Origin of the sequence: Microcystis aeruginosa LEGE 91341 (assembly GCF_015206885.1) — a bacterium.
Classification (GTDB): Bacteria; Cyanobacteriota; Cyanobacteriia; order Cyanobacteriales; family Microcystaceae; genus Microcystis; species Microcystis aeruginosa_H.
Genome location: NZ_JADEXY010000005.1, coordinates 44,257 through 64,046, shown reverse-complemented (window position 1 = coordinate 64,046; position 19,790 = coordinate 44,257). Strand labels below are relative to the sequence as shown.

Below are 19,790 nucleotides of genomic sequence, written 5' to 3'. Positions count from 1 at the left end.
CTTTCGGTTTTATAACTCAATCCAAGGCTCTTCTAGGTTCTGTGTGATAAGTTTAACTTACTCTATGATCGATCAATCTTTGTGTCCTTTGTGTCTCTGTGGTTCCTTCCACTCCCTCGCTAGGAGGAATGTATCTTGTCAATACATTTTACCCAGCAAACCTAAGAGATCCGAACAGCTTACTAAGAGCTAATTTCACGACCGAGGTACTCAAGCTTATCGAGAACAGATTGAAGCAAAGATCGCCGCTGCTCGACGACAATATCTAAGTTAGCCAACATATACTTTACGTCTTTGTAGGCATTGTCCAGCAAGGCTAGTAATAATTCGCGATCGCCAGCAATCTCTTTTTCTGATCGGTCACAAGTTGGTTGGGGTAATAAGTCCGCTGGTGGGGAAGGAAGGGCGGGCGATCGCTCGGACTCTAGCTGTTGAATTGTTTGTTGTAAATTTTCAATCACCCCATACATTTCCATCGGGTCAAAAACCCTTAACAGACTGGTTTGTGTAACAATACCCAACCCCCGACCCCAGTTCCAAGAAACCACCAAACGCCCCACCCGCCGTTTTTGCATTTCCTGATGGGCCGTCCACAGGGAATCCTCCGGGTTGAGGAGAAATAAGGGCGTACTCATCACCGTCTGGGCCTTAGTTTTGTGCAGATCGATTTGAACTGCTTGAAACTGAACAAGATCTCGCTCTGTCACAATACCAACAGGGTAGTCATTGTCTTCGGAATTTCTCTGGGTGATCACCACACAACTGACACGATGTTCCGCCATTAACTGGGCCAATTGCAAGACTGTGGCAGTGAGTGGGGCCTGTACCACTTGAGTGGTCATCACATCCGATACGCGACGAAACCGCAATAGATTGGCCGGACGCAAAATCTGGCGAATACTTTCATGGGAAATCACCCCGACTAACTGTCCTTGGTCATCCACAATCGGCAAATGGCGAATGCGGTAGCGCCGAAACAAAAATAGGGCAGCAAAAATGTCTTGAGCAGATTGCTGGGGTAACGTGATCAGGGGATGCACCATCACATCGGCAACGGTTGTCTCAGTCAGGTTAATTCCTTGAGCGGTCAGTCGCACCACATCCCGTTCTGTCAAAATTCCTAATAGCTCTTGCCCTTGCACCACCAGCAGACAGCTAACACGCACCTCTCCGGCCGGAGCAGCTAGAGGGGATAGGTCATCGGTGAGTAAACACAGACGACTATGGGCCTGGCCGATCATGGCGATCGCATCTGCCAGGGAAGTGGTTGGCGGCACCGTCAAGGGTTGGCGATTGATCGCCTTTTCCAGATCGGGGGCCCAACTCAGAGGTGTATCGAGGGACATCAGCACCATCCTGCGATCGCAAAGGACAAGATAGACAGAACAGCCACTGGGCAAAGAACCCAGACTCTCAGAGTTGCCAAAACCAGTTCTAAAACTATCTCAAAGTGTAGCGTCATTTAACTTTTTCCTAAAAGATGTAACGTTTTGTTACAATTTTTATTAAACTCGTAAAGATTTTAGACCCACTTCGGTGTATCATAGAGGGATGTAACAGGTTAAAGCCTGAAACTTTTTATTTAGAGGTTATTCAGCCTCTAATGGTTTCAGGGGCGGCATCACCAGACGCTGGGGTGAGTACTTCCGGGTTCTGGTCGGCCTGAAGGGTTACTCCGGAAATTCTGGACACCTTTCCATAAAGTCGATCTAGCACTCGCTTTACGGAAATACGCTGCCATAGTAGACCGCGTTTGGTGGTGTAGCCCTGTTCATTAAGCCAATCGGCGATCTTCTGCAAGGATTTCCCTGATTTGTGATGACGGCGAATCAGTTCAATGACCAGGCACTCTTCCGGATCATCCACTAATTCTCCATCGATCGATCGTTGTCCAAAGGCAGGGGAGCCGTAGCCCGCATAACCACCGTTGCTTGCTTTTGCTTGTCTGCCTTGTTCTAGCCGCTCCCAGGCAGATAAATCGTTGGAAGGGGTCGCTGTCATAGGTTATCTAAATGCAACAACTTGCAAAACCATATTATCGCAACTTAACGTCGCAAATTTGTTTTGATTGGGGGCAGCCGTTGACATCCTCGCCGCCCTAAAAGTGCGGCGATTCCTAAACCTCACGATTTAAGTTTCTGCTTCCACCACCGTCGCATACCACAGTTAAAAAACCATGTACTGTCTTACACAGAGTCCACAGACTTTCGCCCCATTTCAGAAGCCCGATTCCGTGTGTCCCACGGTACGTTGACCGCCTATAGCTTCTTGTACTTGTTGCGCGCGACTTTTTACCCAGCCAAGCTTTTCTGGTCGGAACCCCCTAAGCCGAGTTTTCAAGGTGCTGCGCCGTCCACTTGGTTTTCGAGACTGGCCTTTTAATTCTAACGTAAAGCCAACCTAGAACGGCGGGGTTTCAGACCCAAAATTTCCGATGACGACTTACACAGTAAAACCCCTGCATGAGCAGGGACTAGATGTCACCATCGATGTCTGGGATAACCAAACTATAGACGATACCCCCGGGAGGCGGACAAAGTTAAAGGGTCAAAAGCCAAGCATTTTTAGAGGAGGAGCGGTTCAAAGCTGAATTTATATTCTAAAACGCAGCAAGCAGAGAATTTGTCCTAAGTTACACAGCATCAATTTGGAGATATAAACATGGGTACGGCTACATTTATTCAAGATGAAACTGAATTTGATTCCCTGTTAAAGAGTGAATCACTGTTGGTGGTAGATTGCACAGCAACCTGGTGTGGACCTTGCAAACTGGTGGCACCGTTGATCGATCGATTGGCCGATGACTATCGCGATCGCGCCAAAGTCTTCAAACTTGACCTAGACAATAACAAACCCGTGGCCAAACGCTTTGGGATTAGAAGTATTCCGGCTGTCATGGTATTTAAACAGGGGGAATTGATAGAAACATTAGTTGGGGTTAAACCCTATGAAGAATTTACGGAAGCCGTAGAACGACAATTACGGTGATAGTCTTCCACCGTTAACAAACACTCTGGGCAAACCTCCGACGTTGACCCTTTCCTTCTCACACCACTATTTAATTTTGAGGTATGGCGATGAACAAGCTTATAGAAATTCGGTGTCCTAACTGTGGCAGCGTAGCTCAACGGCTCTTGAGCGATCGCCTACCCGCAGGATATAAGTGTCCGGCCCGACAGGTTGCTCAGACGGAATGCCCAGTGTGTGATTATTTCATTGCCATGTGTTGGCAAAACGGCGCTGTGCTGGAGGCCTATGCACCAGGCATTCAGGGGAACACAGCTGCGGCCATGCCGCCCCAGCCCCAACCAGCGATCGCCCATTGGTCTTTGTCATCTGTGTTCAAAGTGGCACTCAGCCCACAAGAGTCCAGGAAATTGCTATCGGGGCAACCCTAGTCAACTTTTGCATTTATACCAGTTCTTTCATTAAAAAAAACCAAACCATATATGCTACAAGCTCAAGAAATTATGACCCAAAACGTTGTCACCATTCGTGGTTCGGCAACGGTTGCCGATGCCGTGAAATTGATGAAAGAAAAAAAACTGCGGGGTTTGATTGTCGAACCGCGCCATGAACAGGACCCCTATGGAATTGTCACCGAAACCGACATCGTTTACAAAGTGGCGGCCTTTGGCCACGATCCTAAAACTATGCGGGTCTATGAAATTATGGCCAAGCCCTGTGTGGTCGTCAATCCCGAACTGGGGGTGGAATATGTAGCCCGGTTATTTGCTCAAACCCGCATTCGCCGCGCCCCCGTGATTCAGGGTAAAACTTTGCTGGGTATTATTTCTGTCAGTGATATTCTCTTCAAGAGCGATTTTGTTGAAAAGCCCAAGCGGTTGTTCATTGAAGATGAAATTGAAGCAGCCCGGGAAGACGCGCGGGAAATTTGTGCAGCCAAGGGTGAGACCTCTCCAGATTGCGCTGCGGCCTGGGATGTGGTAGAGGAACTCCAGGCCGAAGCCTCCCATCAACGGGCCAAAAAACAGGGGAGTAACTCATTTCAGGCTTACTGCGAAGCCAATCCCGATGCCTTAGAGTGCCGCATTTATGACGATTAAATCCTTGCGGGTTTTAGGAAAATCGATCGCCTTGAGGATTTCGCTGATCGGTTTCCCCAGGCGATCAAATTCTTGATCTCCACCTTTTCGGATGGAAGATAGATCAATCGCTTGCGCTTAACGAATTCGATTTGATCGCAGGTCTGTGGGTGCATACACCCGTACATCCCCTGAGAGGAGATAATCCAGAAAAGTCTTGGCGATCACCGATAGTTTTTTATCCTTGGGATAAACCACATACCAATGGCGTTGGATGGGAAAGTCTTCCACGTCAAGGATGGTAAATTCCCCATTGGGAGGATCTAAATTTAAGACGTGCTGAGACAGAACTGAAATTCCTAAACCACCAGCGATCGCTTGTTTAATGGCTTCATTATTGCCGATTTCCAAACGCAGAGATACGGTGATGCCATGGTCGAGAAAAATTTGCTGCACTGCCCGTCTAATTCCCGATCCCATTTCCCGCATAATAAAAGGTTCCCCTTGCAGTCGTTTAATTGGAATTTTTTTCTGTCCCGCTAGGGGATGATCTTTGCGAGCAATAACCACGAGGGGATTTTCCAGAAACGGTCGAATCTCCAGGTTTAGCTCTTGGGGGGGTTCGCTTAAAATATATAGGTCATCAACATTATTGATCATCCTTGTTTCTAGGTCTTGGTGATTGGTCAATTCTAGGGACACATCCACCCCTTGGTACTGTTGACAAAAAGGACCTAGGATCTGAGGGATTAAATATTGGGCTGTGGATACCGCCGCTAAACGCAGTTTACCCTGTTTAATGCCCCTGATATCAGCGATCGCCATCTCAAAGTTATCAAGATCCTTGAGGACTGCCTGACAGGTTACTAATAAACTGCGTCCGGCCTCGGTTAAATACAAACGTTTGCCTATCTGTTCAAATAAGGGTAAACCCACTGATTTAGTCAGTTGTTTCATCTGGGTGGAAACGGTGGGTTGAGTGATCGATAGTTCTTCAGCAGCCCTGGTGAAACTGCCATGACGAGCGGTTGCTTCAAAGACAATCAGTTGATGTAAAGTGGCGTGAATCAAGAGGGGCCTCTAGAGAGCTACACTTCTGTTACTGCCTTGAGGAGCTTTGCTAAACAGAAGCAGGAATGGAGGGGAACGAGTGAAAACCTCCCCACCCCGCTTACATCATAGGTTTAAATCAATACTTTTGTAAAGATATATCGATTTAAACTCAATTTATAAAATTTGCTTGTCAAGATATCCGTTCTAGTATAGATTTATAACAATCGATCTTTAAAAACCATAAACTTTTGTCTATCAAGGCTGGTCTCTCAACCGCCAGCTTTGTTATGGCCAAAAATCCTTTGCTCAGTTGGATTCTCATGCAAATAACCAACCGTATTCGTTTTGACAATTTGCGGGGCGATATCTTCGGTGGTCTCACAGCTGCCATCGTTTCTCTCCCTCTAGCTCTCGCTTTCGGGGTAACTTCCCAGACAAGGGCGATCATGGCTAGTTTAACCGCCAAAAATCCTGAATTAGGCTTGCCCCCGGACTTGACGCTATCCAAAGTTCTGCCCGCAACAGGTTTGCTTGAGGGGTAAAGAGCCTTACTCTTACTCTTTTTCAGCTTTTGAAAGTTTATTTAGCTCATTTGTATTAATACTCCTCATCAGGGGAGGCCTAAGGAGGTATTCGTGGATTTTTTGTCATTGTTTGTAATGGACTTTGTTAAGCAGTTGCAGTCCCCAACACTGGCCTTTTTGATTGGTGGGATGATTATTGCTGCTCTCGGAAGTGAATTGGTCATTCCCGAGTCGATTTGTACGATCATTGTTTTCATGCTGCTGACCAAAATCGGTCTGACGGGCGGGATTGCCATCCGCAATTCCAACCTAACGGAAATGGTGTTACCCATGATCTTTGCGGTCATAGTAGGGATTCTGGTGGTCTTCATCGCCCGCTATACCTTGGCCAATCTGCCCAAAGTGAAAGTCGTCGATGCGATCGCGACTGGGGGGTTATTTGGAGCCGTGAGTGGCTCGACTATGGCCGCCGGTCTGACGGTACTCGAAGAACAAAAGATCCCCTACGAGGCCTGGGCTGGCGCACTCTATCCCTTCATGGATATCCCGGCGCTGGTAACGGCGATCGTGGTGGCTAACATTTATCTTAACAAGAAGAAGCAGAAAGAAGCAGCCTACGACCAGGAGTCTTTTAGCAAGCAGCCGGTGGCGGCCGGGAATTATTCCGATCAGCAGGATTATCCCAGCAGTCGGCAGGAGTATCTCAGCCTACAGCAGCCTACGGATAATCGGGTCAAGATCTGGCCGATCATTGAGGAAAGCCTGCGCGGACCGGCCCTATCGGCCATGTTATTAGGTCTGGCTTTGGGCATATTCACCGAGCCGGAAACTGTCTATAAAAGCTTCTACGATCCCCTTTTTCGCGGCTTGCTTTCCATCTTGATGCTGGTCATGGGGATGGAGGCTTGGTCAAGGGTTGGTGAACTGCGTAAGGTGGCCCAGTGGTATGTGGTCTATAGCGTCCTAGCACCCTTTGTGCATGGGTTAATCGCCTTCGGTTTCGGCATGATTGCCCACTACGCCACCGGGTTCAGTTGGGGCGGTGTCGTGGTTCTGGCCGTCATCGCTTCCTCTAGTTCCGATATCTCTGGGCCGCCCACGTTGCGGGCCGGTATCCCCTCGGCTAATCCCTCCGCCTATATAGGCGCGTCCACGGCCATCGGTACACCCGTAGCGATCGGCTTGTGTATCCCGTTCTTCCTTGGTCTCGCCCAGGCCCTCAGCGGCGGCTAATCCCAGAAGGATTCTGGTCTGTGGGCGTTTCCTTGACGGGGCCTACCAAGCAAATAAATGTACACATTTAAGGAGATAATCAACATGGCCAAACCAGCCAAAAAGCTCGTCATCGTCACAGAAAAGATTTTACTGAAAAAAATCGCCAAGATCATCGAAGAAGCCGGGGCGAGTGGTTACACGGTGATGGATACTGGCGGTAAAGGCAGTCGCAATGTGCGCTCGTCGGGACAACCCCACGTTTCCGAAACCGACAGTAATGTCAAGTTCGAGATACTTACCCCCGATCGAATTATGGCCCAGAATATTGCCAAGCAGGTTGCCGATCAGTTTTTCCTCAATTTTGCGGGCATGATCTATCTCTGTGACGCGGAGGTTCTGTACGGACAGAGTTTCTGTGGACCAGAGGGCTGTGATATCTAGACAACTAAGCTTGTCTTGATCCGGGCTACCGCATCCTCAGCATGACTGTCCTTGAGCGGTAGCCCTTTTTCCTATCCCCCAGTTTTATGACCACCTAAAACCTTTAACCCTCATCCCTTTAAACTCATGATTTTGTCCCATATTCTGCCTCCTTTAATTGGGGAGATAGCGGCCCCCATGACTCCGATCCCCTTGCTCGCCACCGTTGTGGCCGAGGATTCACCGATTATTCTCTCCGGTGTATTGCTGACACTGGTGGTGATTTATCTGGCCAGCAAGCTCGGCGCAGAGGCCGCCAGACGATTGGATTTTCCTCCCGTACTAGGAGAACTGGTCGCCGGTGTGATCGTCGGCGTTTCGGCACTGCATCTGGTCATCTTTCCCGAAGGGGGACTATCGGCCTCTGACTCGCTGATTATGACGGTACTGCAAGGATTGAATCAATTGGCCCCGGCTGCCGTGGACCGGATCTTTGAGTCCCAAAGTGAAGTGATTTCGGTTCTAGCTGAAATCGGTGTGATTATTCTGCTGTTTGAAATTGGCCTAGAATCCGATCTGCGACAACTCAAGGAAGTGGGAATTCAAGCCACGGTTGTGGCCTGTGTGGGGGTTGCGGCACCTTTTGCGGCAGGTACAGCCGGGTTAATGCTCGTCTTTCATGTGGCGGCTATCCCGGCGATTTTTGCGGGGGCAGCCTTGACGGCAACCAGTATCGGTATTACCTCGAAGGTGTTGTCCGAGTTAGGTCAACTCAAATCCAAAGAAGGGCAAATTATTGTCGGTGCGGCGGTGATCGATGATGTCCTCGGTATTATTGTTCTGGCTGTGGTCGCTAGTTTAGCCAAAACCGGTGAGATTGATGTGACCAATGTTATTTATCTGATTGTCAGCGCTACGGCCTTTTTGATCGGATCAATTTTGTTGGGAGGTATTTTTAACAAAACTTTTGTGGCAGTCGTGGAGCGGCTGAAAACGCGGGGAAATATTGTTATTCCCGCATTTGTCTTCGCTTTCTTTATGGCATTTTTAGGCAATGCTATTCATCTGGAAGCGATTTTAGGGGCCTTTGCTGCGGGTTTGGTGCTTGATGAAACTGATACCCGCAACGAGTTAGATGAGTTAATTAAACCGATCGCCGATTTGCTTGTACCAATTTTCTTTGTGACGGTGGGAGCGCGTGCCGATCTCGGTGTTTTAAACCCAACGGTACCGGAGAATCGGGCCGGACTTTTGATCGCTGTCTTTTTGATGGTTGTGGCGATTATCGGTAAACTGGTGACGGGCTGGGCAGTTTTTGGCATATCCGGCATCAATCGCCTCGCCATCGGTGTGGGTATGATTCCCCGGGGTGAGGTGGGTTTAGTTTTTGCTGGGATTGGTTCGGCCAGCGGAATTTTGGATAAGCCTTTGGAGGTGTCGATTATTATTATGGTAATCTTGACGACTTTCCTTGCTCCTCCCTTCCTCCGAATCGCTTTTGGTAAGACGGAAGCTGTTCCCGAAACCCTGCAAAGCAAGGAGCGGGCCAATCCTATTCCTTAATTTTGATAGTAAAATCTGATTTTTTAGACGAGGCTGAAGCATTTTCAGCCTTTTTACAAATCTATGCTAAGGATCAGGGAGCGATCGAGGTAAGATTTGAGAGTATCTAATCTTTTTCCTATGTTCGAGCAGACATTTAAGAATATCGATGATATTCTCCGAAAAGAGGCGGGGTGCGCGACGGAGTTGGATTACGCGGAACAGATTTCCTGGATTCTCTTTTTGAAATATCTCGACGATTTGGAGGTTGATCGCCAGAATCGGGCATTATTGACGGGAGAAGACTACGATCCGTTACTAGACGAACCCTATCGCTGGTCGAATTGGGCCTACCCCAAGGACGCAAGGGGTGAACTGCTGAAAACCGCTAAGGTAGGGGACGATCTGATCGAGTTCGTCAATAGCGAGCTATTTCCCTACTTTCAGGGATTCAAGGAATACGCAGAACCGGGGACATTCGGGGCTAAAATCGGGGAAATTTTTGCGGGGGTGCGGAATAAGTTTCAGAGCGGGTACAACCTGCGGGAAGTTCTCGAAAGTATCGACCGGCTTCAGTTTCGCACGCAACAGCAGAAACACGAGCTTTCGGATCTCTACGAAACCCGGATTAAAAATATGGGCAACGCAGGGCGAAACGGGGGCGAGTACTACACCCCGCGGCCCCTGATCCGAGCGATGATTCAAGTGATTAAACCGCAATTAGGGGAGACGATTTACGACGGGGCCTGCGGTTCGGCGGGGTTTCTCTGCGAGGCCTACGAGTATTTACGCCACAGTAAGGCCGATCTGAGTACGAAAGAGCTAGAAACGCTACAGACGAGGACTTTTTTCGGCAAGGAGAAAAAGGCTTTAGCCTATATTATCGGGGTGATGAATATGATCCTGCACGGGATCGAGGCTCCCAATATTATTCAGACCAACACCCTGGCCGAAGATATTCAAGCGATTCAAGAGAAGAATCGTTATGACATCGTTTTAGCTAATCCCCCCTTCGGAGGCAGCGAACGCAAGGAGATCCGCGGCAATTTCACGATCAATACCGGAGAGACGGCCTTTCTTTTTCTCCAGCATTTCATCAAGAGTTTGAAAACTGGGGGACGGGGTGCGATCGTTATTAAGAATACCTTCCTGTCGAATGCGGACAACGGCTCTAGAGAGTTACGGAGGGAGTTAACCTCCTCCTGTAATCTCCATACGGTTTTGGATTGTCCCGCTAAGACGTTTTTAGGTGCGGGGGTAAAGACGGTGGTTTTATTTTTTACCAAGGGTTCGCCGACGCAGAAAATCTGGTTTTATCAACTCGATCCGGGGCGAAGTCTGGGAAAAACAAACGCACTCAATGATGATGATTTGCAAGAGTTCATCGAGTTTCAATCGACTTTTAAGCTATCGGAGCGCTCTTGGTTTTTAGACTTAGAAGAAGTCGATCCGGGTTCCTTCGATCTGTCGGTGAAAAATCCCAACGCACCGGAGGGCGATCCTTTACGCGAGCCGGAGGAAATTTTAGCGGAGATTGCGGAATTGGACCGGGAAAGTGGGTCGATTTTAGAGGCGATTTCTGATCTATTGGGATCTTCTCCTAGTTGATGGGAAGGGTGGTTTTGGCTTCGCTCAACCACCCAAATTGAGGGCTGAGCGAACCCAAATTGAGGGCTAAAAGAGGGCTGAGCGAACCCAAATAGAGGGCTGAGCGAAGCCGAAGCCCGATATCTCCTCAATCACCCAAATAGATTGCGGAATTGGACAGGGAAAGTGGGTCGATTTTAGAGGCGATTTCCGATATATTGGGATCTTCTACTGGCTGACGGGAAGGGTGGTTTCGGCTTCGCTCAACCACCCAAATTGAGGGCTAAAAGAGGGCCCAGCGAAGCCAAATAGAGGGCCCAGCGAACCCAAATAGAGGGCCCAGCGAACCCAAATAGAGGGCCCAGCGAAGCCAAATAGAGGGCCCAGCGAACCCAAATAGAGGGCCCAGCGAACCCAAATAGAGGGCCCAGCGAACCCAAATAGAGGGCCCAGCGAACCCAAATAGAGGGCCCAGCGAACCCAAATAGAGGGCCCAGCGAAGCCAAATAGAGGGCCCAGCGAACCCAAATAGAGGGCCCAGCGAAGCCAAATAGAGGGCCCAGCGAACCCAAATAGAGGGCCCAGCGAACCCAAATTGAGGGCTGAGCGAAGCCGAAGCCCGATATCCCCTCAATCAAACAAATTGAGCCTTTCATCTCAGATAAAATCTATGGCCTATATGTACATTCTTGAATGTTGTGATGGTTCTTTTTATGTGGGCAGTACGAAGAATTTGCCCCGTCGTTTATGGCAACATCAAAATGGTTTCGGTGCAAATCATACTAGAAAGCGATTACCGGTCAAGTTGGTTTATGCTGAATACTATGATCATGTGGCGAATGCTTTTTATCGCGAGAAGCAGGTACAGGGTTGGAGTCGGGCGAAAAAGATGGCTTTGATGCGTAGTGATTGGGATTCTCTTCATATTTTGGCTGAGTGTCAAAATGAGTCACATTATCGGAATTTCTCTGTAGATGGAGGATTAACAAGGGATGAGAACTGAGGGGGATGCTGGTTTCGACTTTCGCTCAACCAGCATCGACTTTCGCTCAACCAGCATCGGCTTTCGCTCAACCAGCATTCGACTTTCGCTCAACCAGCATTCGACTTTCGCTCAACCAGCATCGAGTTTCGATTACGAAAATTGATAGAAAATAAAAAAATTAAAGTAAGTGCCGAGATTTTTACAAGTATTGGAGAGACGTTATGAAATCAAAATGGAAAGCAAAAAGATTAGGTGATATTTCTACAATTAACTACGGTTATACCGCAAAAGCATCTTTTAATAAAGCAGACTCACTTTTTTTGAGAATTACAGATATTCAAGATAATTTCGTTGATTGGAAAACTGTTCCATATTGCTCAATTAGCGAGATTGACTACGAGAAATATAAGTTAATTGATAATGATATTGTTTTTGCACGTACAGGAGCTACAACAGGAAAAAGTTACTTAATTAAAAAACCACCCAAGTCTGTAGCGGCTTCTTACCTAATAAGACTACGATTAACAGATTGCGATATATTGCCAGAATTTATTGCAAAATATTTTCAAACTCCAACATATTGGAACGATATTTCTTTAGGAATTGTTGGAAGCGCGCAAGGAGGATTTAACGCTTCAAAGCTATCTGATCTTATAATTCCCGTCCCCCCGATCGAAGAACAAAAAAGAATAGTAGAGATACTAGACAAAGCTTTCGAGGGTATAGCCCAAGCTGAAGCTAATACCCGAAGAAACTTAATTAATGCCCGGGAGCTTTTTGATAGTTATTTAGACAAAATTTTAACAGATTGTCGATGGGAAACAAAACAAATATCTGAATGCTTTAGGGTCAAAAGTGGAAACTTTCTGCCTAAGAATAAAATGAATAACTTTGGGGAGTTTAAGGTTTACGGTGGAAATGGAGTGGCTGGGCAACATGATCAATTTAATCTTGAAGGAAAAAATATTTTAATTGGACGAGTTGGAGCAAAATGCGGGAATATCAAAACGATTAATGCAAAAATTTGGTTGACCGATAATGCTCTATATATTTCCGAATTTTTAGTTGACTTCGACCTCGATTTTCTTAGTTTCGTATTAGAGAGAGCTGATTTAGGAAAAACAGCAAATCAAACAGCTCAACCAGTTATTTCTTATACAACCATAAAATCTGTTTTTATTTCCTATCCTAAAGCCACAGAGCAACAAAAAACTATAGTAAAAAAGGTTTATAAAATAAAAGATTGTCTTCAAGATTTAGAGAAAATTTACCAACGCAAACTAGAAGCGATCGCCGAACTTAAACAATCGATCCTAGAAAAAGCCTTCACCGGTCAACTCAGCCAATAGATGGGTTAAAATAGACAGAATAGGGGGAACGCTCATCGATGCCGACCTATACCCTCGCAAACACTCGTAATCCACCCGGTGCGGGGCCAGCCGCCAGAACCAACGGGAAACCATCGGGAAAAAGCAGGGTCGAGGCCTTGACTGCGGACTTAAAAAAACTCGCCGATTTCTAGAAATGCCTAGCTTCGAGTACGACGAAAACAAAAGTCAAACCAACCAACAAAAACACGGCATAGACTTTATCGAAGCCCAAAAACTCTGGGAAGACGACAATCTACTGGAAATCACCGGCAAAAGCGAGACCGAGCCACGCTATTTAATCATCGGTCAAGTTCAAGATAAGCATTGGACGGCCGTGATTACCTATCGTAGTGAAATGATCCGTATTATCTCTGTTCGCCGTTCCCGTACTAATGAGGTTACATGGTATGAAAGCCGAAGAATTTGACGCGAAATTTGATGCGGGGGAAGACATGAGCGAATTTCTCGATTTCTCCACCGCCCGACGACCCAACCGGGAAAAGCAAAAAATCGAACTCGATTTACCCTTTTGGATCATTCGCAAACTAGAAGCCGAAGCCCAGAAAGAGGGCGTTTCCACTCAAATATTCCTAGAAAACTATCTAGCCCGACACATCGCCTCCGCCCCCTAGCCCATGAACGAAGCCGAAACCAAAGCAGAACTGATTGACCCCGCCCTCAAAGCTGCAGGATGGGGGGTCATTCCCGACAGTAAAATTCGTCGCGAGGTAATTGCCCCCGGTCGTCTGGTGGGTTACGGCCGGCGCAGTTCATCGAAAATCTGCGATTATGTCTTAGTTTATCGCGGTCACAAACTCGCCACCCTGGAAGCCAAAAAACGCGACGCGCACCCCACGGAGGGACTTGGGCAGGCCAAGGACTACGCCGAGCGCCTGCAAACCCCCTTCGCCCTCTGTAGCAACGGCCTCCGCATCTATCAAGTGGATACCCGCGCCGGAAAAGAAGGCTATATCGATCGCTACCCCACCCCGGAAGAACTCTGGGCCGCCACCTACCCCGATCCCAACCACTGGCGCGACCGTTTCGCCACCGTCCCCCCCGATAATAAAAGCGGGATGCGGGAGGCCCGCTACTACCAACACAATGCCATCCAAGCGGTTCTAGAAGCGATCGCAGCTGGTCAAAAACGGATGCTCCTGACCATGGCCACCGGCACCGGCAAAACAGCGATCGCCCTTCAAATCGCATGGAAACTCTTTTATAGTAGTTGGAACCTCACTGGTGAACCGACCCACCGGCCCTGTATTCTCTTCCTCACGGATCGCAATATTCTCGCTAATCAAGCCTTAACCGAGTTTACCGCCTTTCCCGAAGATGCCCTCGTTCGGATCGAACCGAAGGAAATCCAGAAAACAAAGAAAGTCCCTAAAAACGGCAGTGTCTTTTTTTCGATCTTTCAAACTTTTATGACCCAAAACGGCGAGGAACTGGCCCCTAACTTCCTCGAATACGCTCCCGACTTTTTCGACTTGGTGATCGTGGATGAATGTCATCGGGGCGGGGCTAACGACGAAAGCACTTGGCGAAAAATCCTCGAATACTTCGCCCCGGCAGTACAACTGGGATTAACTGCCACCCCGAAACGGGATCTCAACGGCGACACCTACAAATACTTCGGCGAACCCCTCTACACCTATTCCCTGAAAGAAGGCATTAACGAGGGCTACCTAACCCCCTTTAAGGTGGTTGAATTCACCACCAGCCTCGACGAGTACCAATATGACCCCGACGATGAACTGATCGAGGGCGATATCGACGAAAACAAGGTTTATACTGAATCCGACTTTAACCGGATTATCGAGATCGAGGAACGGGAACGCCAACGGGTAAAAATTTTTATGGAGGCGATCGACCAAAACGAGAAAACCCTGGTTTTCTGCGCCAATCAAGACCACGCTTTAGCCATTCGCGATCTGATCAATCAAATGGCTATCAGCAGCGATCCCAACTACTGCGCTCGCGTTACCGCCAACGATGGCAGCTTGGGAGAAACCCACTTAAAAAAGTTTCAAGATAACGAGAAAAGGCTCCCCACCATCCTCACCACCTCTCGCAAACTCTCCACCGGGGTGGATGCTAGAAACCTGAGAAATATCGTCCTACTGCGTCCGGTCAAATCGATGATCGAGTTCAAACAGATTATCGGGCGGGGGACGCGCCTTTTCGATAATAAGGACTATTTTACTATCTACGATTTTGTTAAAGCCCACGAAAACTTTAACGATCCCGAATGGGACGGGGAACCGCAAGAACCCGTCCTCATCGATCCGAGACCGCGCCCCGAACCACCTGACGCGATCGAAGAGCTGCTCAACGAGCCGGATCCTCTGCCGATAGGCCAGAAAATTAAAATCAAACTGGCCGACGGCAAGGAACGAGAACTAGAACACACCCAGAAAACAACTTTCTGGAACGCTGACGGAAAACCGATCTCGGCCGAGGAGTTTATCCAGCAGCTTTTCGGGGATATTCCCGATCTTTTTCAAGATGAAGCAGAATTACGCCTTCTCTGGAGCCGACCCGACACCCGGAAATCGCTGCTAACTGGACTCGCGGAAAAAGGCTACGGTGACGAACAGCTACAGGCGATCGCCCGTATTACCAACACGGAAAATAGTGATATTTACGATGTGCTGACCTATATCGCCTACGCAGCCAGACCCCTGACGCGAGAAGAACGGGTAATCAAGCACAAAGATTTAATTTTCTCGAAATACACGCGAAAACAAGGGGAGTTTCTCGACTTTATCCTCGACCAGTATATTCGCTCTGGCGTTGGCGAGCTTGACCGGGAGAAATTGCCAAAACTGATCGAGATTAAATATCACACCATTAACGAGGCGATCTCCCAATTGGGAGACATTCAAGAAATTAGTGGGGTATTTATGGGTTTTCAGGCTTATCTCTATCGGTCAGACGTGGCCTAATCTCCCGTCCAACCCCATAACTGAACTTCCCCCAGCCATTGTTTACTGTTTACTGATCACTGAAAAAGCTTGCCAACTCCAATGAATAACCCCCCCGATAGTCCATTCAATTACACAGAGGCTTTTATTGCCCTAGGAACGAGCAATTTCGATCGCTCGGTGCAGTTTTATCGTCAACTGTTGCAACAGGAACCAAGCCCCTACCTTGCCGCCGTTTATGCGGAATTTAGGCTGATTAACCTTAAATTAGGTCTTTTTTGCCCTAAAGAGTCCCACAAAGAGGAATTTAGCGATTCTAGGGGCAGTGGCATGAGCATTTGTTTCGAGGTGGAGAGTCTCGAAAAAGCGATCGAGCATTGGAGCGAAATCGGCTATGGTGCTAGGGGAGAAATTAGCCAAGCTTCCCACGGAAGGGAAATCTACATCTATGATCCCGATGGTAATCGTTTAATTTTCCATCAATCCACCGCTAAAACCAATCCTTTCAGGTAGGAACCTTCTGCGTGATAGATACTGGTGGGATGGTCGGCTGGTTGGCTTAAACGTGCTAAAATTCGCACTGGGCGAGCCGATTCAATAGCGGCAGCCATGACAGCCCCCTGAAAATGTTCTTCGTTAACCACTTGGGAACAGGAAAAGGTGAAAATAATACCTTGGGGGCGAATTTTCTGGAAAGCTTGGTAATTTAATCTTTTATAAGCCATAACCGCCTGATGACGGGATTGGATACTTTTGGCAAAAGCGGGGGGATCGAGAACAATCAGATCGTAATCCTCCTCACAGTCGCGCAGGAAGTTAAAAACATCGGTGCTGTAGGATTGATGGGGAATTTCGCTGAGATTATTCAGGGCGATATTTTTTTCGGTAAGATCGATCGCACCGTGGGAACTATCAACGGAATGGACTAGGGCAGCCCCCGCTTGCATAGCATAGACGGAAAAGCCGCCAGAATAAGCAAAAGTGTTTAAAACCCGTTTATTCTGGGAATATTGAGATAATAAAGCTCTATTTTCCCTTTGATCGAGGAAAAATCCCGTTTTTTGTCCCTTTTCCCAATCAATAATAAAGCGATGGCCAGATTCTAACACCTCATCGCTGGTTTTTTGACCAAATAAGTATTTATTTTCGGAGATATGGGCGCTTTTCGCCAAAACTGCGGCACTTTTATCGTAAACTGCCCGTAAATTGTCAGCGTAGATAGTTTTCAGGCAATCGACAATCAGATCGAGACGTTGGTATAAAGCTAGGGAATAAGCTTGAATAACCGCCGTGCCATTGTACCAATCGACGATTAAACTAGGTAAACCGTCTCCTTCTGCGTTAATTAAACGATAACAGTTAGTTTTCGGGTTATCCACTAAACCGATTTGTTGCCGCAGCTGATAGGCATTCTGGAATTTTTCGAGAAATAATTGAGCAATATCGCTGACTTTTGGGAAAGAAAGAATTTTAACGGCAATATTGCTAGGATTATACAGTCCAGTGGCTAGATATTCGCCTCGATCGCTATAAACCTCCACGATAGCACCCTCTTTGACTTCTCCCTCCATCTCTTTAATCGCCCCGGAAAATATCCAAGGATGGAATCGTTTAACAGCATCAATTTTATGGTTTCTCAGGATAATTTTCGGTAAATCTGGCATGGATAAAGAATCAGGGTTGATAGCTGACGGCTACTAGAAATTCTATTATCCCCTGCCAGCAGCACAAAACCATAGTTTCTTATCCCTCGATCGAGTGGCACATGAGTAGAAAACGGGTTTCTCGGAGAAACCCGTTTTCTGTGCGTTACTCAACGGATTTAGTATCAGAGGGAATTCTCGCCTATAATAAGTTAAATTTTAGCGATAGTCCCTCGACAAATGCCAAGAAAAAGTGATGCTGCCAGTGGTTTAAGTTTATGGTTTCAACGTTTGGGGGCTGCCAGTTTGTTAGCGGGACAAACTTTTTTACATATTCTTAATGGCAAAATCCACCGGCGTAATACTCTGGAACAAATGAGTATTGTTGGACCAGAATCCTTGACAATTGCCCTAATTACTGCTGCTTTTGTGGGTATGGTTTTCACTATTCAGGTAGCCAGAGAATTTATTTTTTTTGGGGCAGGTAGTTTTGTTGGGGGAGTCCTTTCCTTGGCTTTAACAAGAGAATTAGCCCCGGTTTTAACCGCGGTGGTGGTGGCGGGGAGAGTTGGCTCGGCTTTTGCCGCCGAAATTGGTACAATGCGAGTAACAGAACAAATTGACGCTTTATATATTTTAAAAACTGATCCGATCGATTATTTGGTCATTCCCCGGGTGATTGCCTGTAGTTTAATGTTACCCCTGCTCACTATTATCTCTTTAGTCACAGGGCTACTGGGGGGTTTATTGATTTCTGATAGTCTTTACGGTATTTCCTATTCCCTATTCTTACAATCAGCCCAAAATTTTCTGGAAACATGGGATTTAATTAGCTCTATGTTAAAGTCCCTAATTTTTGGGATTTTAATTGCCATTATCGGTTGCAGTTGGGGTTTAACCACTACCGGCGGTGCTAAAGGAGTTGGTCAATCTACTACCACGGCTGTGGTAACTTCTTTATTAGCGATTTTTGTGGCTAATTTTTTCCTCTCTTGGCTGATGTTTCAAGGGACTGGTAATGTGGAGCTAGGCTAAGACAGTTATCAGTAAACAGTTATCAGTTATCAGCTTCTAAAGGCAAGAGGCAAAAGGCAACAGTAAAGGGATTGGAGGAGATTAGGATTTGTTTAAGGGATTGAGAGTAAGACAAGTTTTAATTAATTCCTCCACTCCCAGGACTGGATAAACAGGGACTCCTAACTGATTAATAACAGTTTCTAGGGTGATATCATCTAAAAATACCGCTTCCCCATGCTTGAGCATAAGGGAGGGTAATAAAACCCCATCCCCAAGATTTTTACCTTGTAATCCTTTGAGAAGATCTTGCCCAGTTAATAAACCCGTAACCGTGATTTCCTGTCCCCAATAATCACTATTTAAAGCCACTAATTCCACGGTTAAACCCCGCACCTTATTTAACTGTTTAACTAGGGGTTGAAAGGCTTGTTCTACCGCATTGCCCACTACCCATATCAATCGTCTAGATGGAGTAATTTGAGCAGGTAATAACTTCTTAGCCCTCTTCTGGAAATCCCTAATAAATTGACGAATTGAGCCAACTCCGTTACCGATTTGGGGATAGTCTTCGTAGTGAGATTGAGGGGGTAAATCGACTCGGGCAATTAAAAACCATTCATCGGCTAACCACACCACATTACTGCCAAATTCTTGACGAAATTTGTTCTGTAAAGTTTGGACTTGTTCGATCACTTCTCGCGCTTTTTCTTGACTAACGGGAATTAATTCATCTTCTTGGGGACGAAAGCGGGTTAATCCCACGGGAACTACGGCAATCGACTCCACACAGGGCATATCTCCCCGATGAAAAGAAACCAGATCCAACAGGGTTCTTTCGAGATGAATTCCATCATTAATATTGGGACAAACTACCACTTGGGCATGAATTTGTAATTGTCTCGCTTGTAGCCATTTTAAATGGTCTAAAATTTGACCAGCGCGGGTATTTTTTAAGAGACGAATTCTCAGATCGGGTTCCGTGGCATGAACGGACACAAAAAGCGGTGAGATTCGCATCTTTTCGATCCGCTGCCATTCTTTTGAGGTGAGATTAGTTAAGGTTAAATAACTGCCATAGAGAAAACTTAAGCGATAGTCATCATCTTTATAGTATAAAGTTTCTCTTTTGCCCTCTGGTTGTTGATCGATAAAGCAAAAAGGACATTTATTATTACACTGAATTAAGCCATCAAAAAGGGCAGTTTCAAACTCTAAACCTAAGTCTTCATGATAATCTTTTTCGATTTTTACTTGGTGAGTTTTGCCCTGACTATCAAGCACTTCTAGGGTTAAAAATTCATCGGCACATAAAAATTGATAATCGATTAAATCCCGGGGACGATTACCATTAATAGAGACGAGCGCATCCCCGATTTCAAAACCTACCTCGGCGGCGATCGAATCTGGGATGACACCACTAATTTTAGCTGGACGAATAGTTAATTCACTCATATTTTTAGG

The 19,790-nt window shown here is 46.8% G+C and carries 20 protein-coding genes and 1 pseudogene; 16 read left to right on the top strand and 5 right to left on the bottom strand.

The features are described from left to right. Positions 1-182 precede the first annotated feature (182 nt). Positions 183-1,355 (bottom strand): CBS domain-containing protein, encoded by a 1,173-nt coding sequence (locus IQ234_RS01935; RefSeq protein ID WP_193955832.1) that lies wholly within the window; start codon positions 1,353-1,355, stop codon positions 183-185. 238 nt (positions 1,356-1,593) lie between these two features. Next, positions 1,594-2,001, bottom strand: a complete 408-nt coding sequence (locus IQ234_RS01930; RefSeq protein ID WP_193955824.1) for a recombinase family protein — start codon at positions 1,999-2,001, stop codon at positions 1,594-1,596. Between the two features lie 433 nt (positions 2,002-2,434). Between IQ234_RS01930 and IQ234_RS01925 the strand changes: the two genes are divergently transcribed. The 4 genes from IQ234_RS01925 to IQ234_RS01910 all read left to right on the top strand — a co-directional run bounded on the left by IQ234_RS01925 (position 2,435) and on the right by IQ234_RS01910 (position 4,067). After that, positions 2,435-2,590 (top strand): hypothetical protein, encoded by a 156-nt coding sequence (locus IQ234_RS01925; RefSeq protein WP_193955823.1) that lies wholly within the window; start codon positions 2,435-2,437, stop codon positions 2,588-2,590. A 71-nt stretch (positions 2,591-2,661) separates the two neighbouring features. Then, the gene (gene trxA, locus IQ234_RS01920) at positions 2,662-2,988 is read left to right on the top strand and encodes a thioredoxin (protein ID WP_193955822.1); all 327 of its coding nucleotides are present in this window, start codon (positions 2,662-2,664) and stop codon (positions 2,986-2,988) included. Positions 2,989-3,071: 83 nt separating this feature from the next. Continuing rightward, a complete protein-coding gene (locus tag IQ234_RS01915) occupies positions 3,072-3,398 on the top strand; it encodes a hypothetical protein (protein WP_002751596.1) in 327 nt (108 codons plus the stop codon). A gap of 51 nt (positions 3,399-3,449) precedes the next feature. Beyond that, the gene (locus IQ234_RS01910; protein ID WP_193955821.1) at positions 3,450-4,067 is read left to right on the top strand and encodes a CP12 domain-containing protein; all 618 of its coding nucleotides are present in this window, start codon (positions 3,450-3,452) and stop codon (positions 4,065-4,067) included. A 117-nt stretch (positions 4,068-4,184) separates the two neighbouring features. Here the strand turns inward: IQ234_RS01910 and IQ234_RS01905 are convergent, their stop codons facing one another. Continuing rightward, positions 4,185-5,117: a LysR family transcriptional regulator gene (locus IQ234_RS01905; RefSeq protein ID WP_193955820.1), complete on the bottom strand. Its 933-nt coding sequence runs from the start codon at positions 5,115-5,117 to the stop codon at positions 4,185-4,187. A gap of 302 nt (positions 5,118-5,419) precedes the next feature. Here IQ234_RS01905 and IQ234_RS21695 point away from each other — a divergent pair. The 11 genes and pseudogenes from IQ234_RS21695 to IQ234_RS01850 all read left to right on the top strand — a co-directional run. Continuing rightward, positions 5,420-5,530: pseudogene (locus tag IQ234_RS21695) on the top strand (sulfate permease); the annotation flags it as partial. A 204-nt stretch (positions 5,531-5,734) separates the two neighbouring features. Then, positions 5,735-6,856 (top strand): sodium-dependent bicarbonate transport family permease, encoded by a 1,122-nt coding sequence (locus tag IQ234_RS01895; RefSeq protein ID WP_193955819.1) that lies wholly within the window; start codon positions 5,735-5,737, stop codon positions 6,854-6,856. An 84-nt stretch (positions 6,857-6,940) separates the two neighbouring features. Beyond that, positions 6,941-7,279: a P-II family nitrogen regulator gene (locus IQ234_RS01890; RefSeq protein WP_193955818.1), complete on the top strand. Its 339-nt coding sequence runs from the start codon at positions 6,941-6,943 to the stop codon at positions 7,277-7,279. Positions 7,280-7,405: 126 nt separating this feature from the next. Beyond that, the gene (locus IQ234_RS01885; RefSeq protein WP_193955817.1) at positions 7,406-8,821 is read left to right on the top strand and encodes a cation:proton antiporter; all 1,416 of its coding nucleotides are present in this window, start codon (positions 7,406-7,408) and stop codon (positions 8,819-8,821) included. A gap of 120 nt (positions 8,822-8,941) precedes the next feature. Continuing rightward, on the top strand, positions 8,942-10,408 hold the full coding sequence (locus IQ234_RS01880; RefSeq protein WP_193955816.1) for a type I restriction-modification system subunit M: 1,467 nt from the start codon (positions 8,942-8,944) through the stop codon (positions 10,406-10,408). A gap of 649 nt (positions 10,409-11,057) precedes the next feature. Beyond that, complete coding sequence (locus IQ234_RS01875) at positions 11,058-11,390, top strand: GIY-YIG nuclease family protein (protein WP_045359784.1); 333 nt, start codon at positions 11,058-11,060, stop codon at positions 11,388-11,390. 203 nt (positions 11,391-11,593) lie between these two features. Beyond that, positions 11,594-12,721, top strand: coding sequence for a restriction endonuclease subunit S (locus tag IQ234_RS01870; RefSeq protein WP_193955815.1), 1,128 nt, complete (start codon positions 11,594-11,596; stop codon positions 12,719-12,721). Between the two features lie 175 nt (positions 12,722-12,896). Then, complete coding sequence (locus IQ234_RS01865; protein ID WP_193955814.1) at positions 12,897-13,169, top strand: BrnT family toxin; 273 nt, start codon at positions 12,897-12,899, stop codon at positions 13,167-13,169. After that, a complete protein-coding gene (gene brnA, locus IQ234_RS01860; protein WP_193955813.1) occupies positions 13,150-13,374 on the top strand; it encodes a type II toxin-antitoxin system BrnA family antitoxin in 225 nt (74 codons plus the stop codon). Before IQ234_RS01865 ends, brnA begins: the two co-directional genes overlap by 20 nt. Before the next feature lie 3 nt (positions 13,375-13,377). Further along, on the top strand, positions 13,378-15,690 hold the full coding sequence (gene hsdR / locus IQ234_RS01855; protein WP_193955812.1) for an EcoAI/FtnUII family type I restriction enzme subunit R: 2,313 nt from the start codon (positions 13,378-13,380) through the stop codon (positions 15,688-15,690). A gap of 81 nt (positions 15,691-15,771) precedes the next feature. Beyond that, positions 15,772-16,182 (top strand): VOC family protein, encoded by a 411-nt coding sequence (locus tag IQ234_RS01850; RefSeq protein WP_193955811.1) that lies wholly within the window; start codon positions 15,772-15,774, stop codon positions 16,180-16,182. On the opposite strand, the gene IQ234_RS01845 is transcribed toward IQ234_RS01850, so the two are convergent. Continuing rightward, complete coding sequence (locus IQ234_RS01845) at positions 16,149-17,333, bottom strand: class I SAM-dependent rRNA methyltransferase (protein WP_193955810.1); 1,185 nt, start codon at positions 17,331-17,333, stop codon at positions 16,149-16,151. The genes IQ234_RS01850 and IQ234_RS01845 overlap by 34 nt on opposite strands. Positions 17,334-17,552: 219 nt before the next feature. On the opposite strand from IQ234_RS01845, the gene IQ234_RS01840 reads away from it, so the two are divergent. Beyond that, the gene (locus tag IQ234_RS01840; protein WP_193955809.1) at positions 17,553-18,347 is read left to right on the top strand and encodes an MlaE family lipid ABC transporter permease subunit; all 795 of its coding nucleotides are present in this window, start codon (positions 17,553-17,555) and stop codon (positions 18,345-18,347) included. Positions 18,348-18,428: 81 nt separating this feature from the next. Here IQ234_RS01840 and IQ234_RS01835 read toward each other — a convergent pair whose 3' ends face one another. Next, positions 18,429-19,781 carry a TIGR03279 family radical SAM protein gene (locus IQ234_RS01835; RefSeq protein ID WP_193955808.1) on the bottom strand — a complete coding sequence of 451 codons (1,353 nt, stop codon included), beginning with the start codon at positions 19,779-19,781 and terminating at the stop codon, positions 18,429-18,431. Positions 19,782-19,790 lie beyond the last annotated feature (9 nt).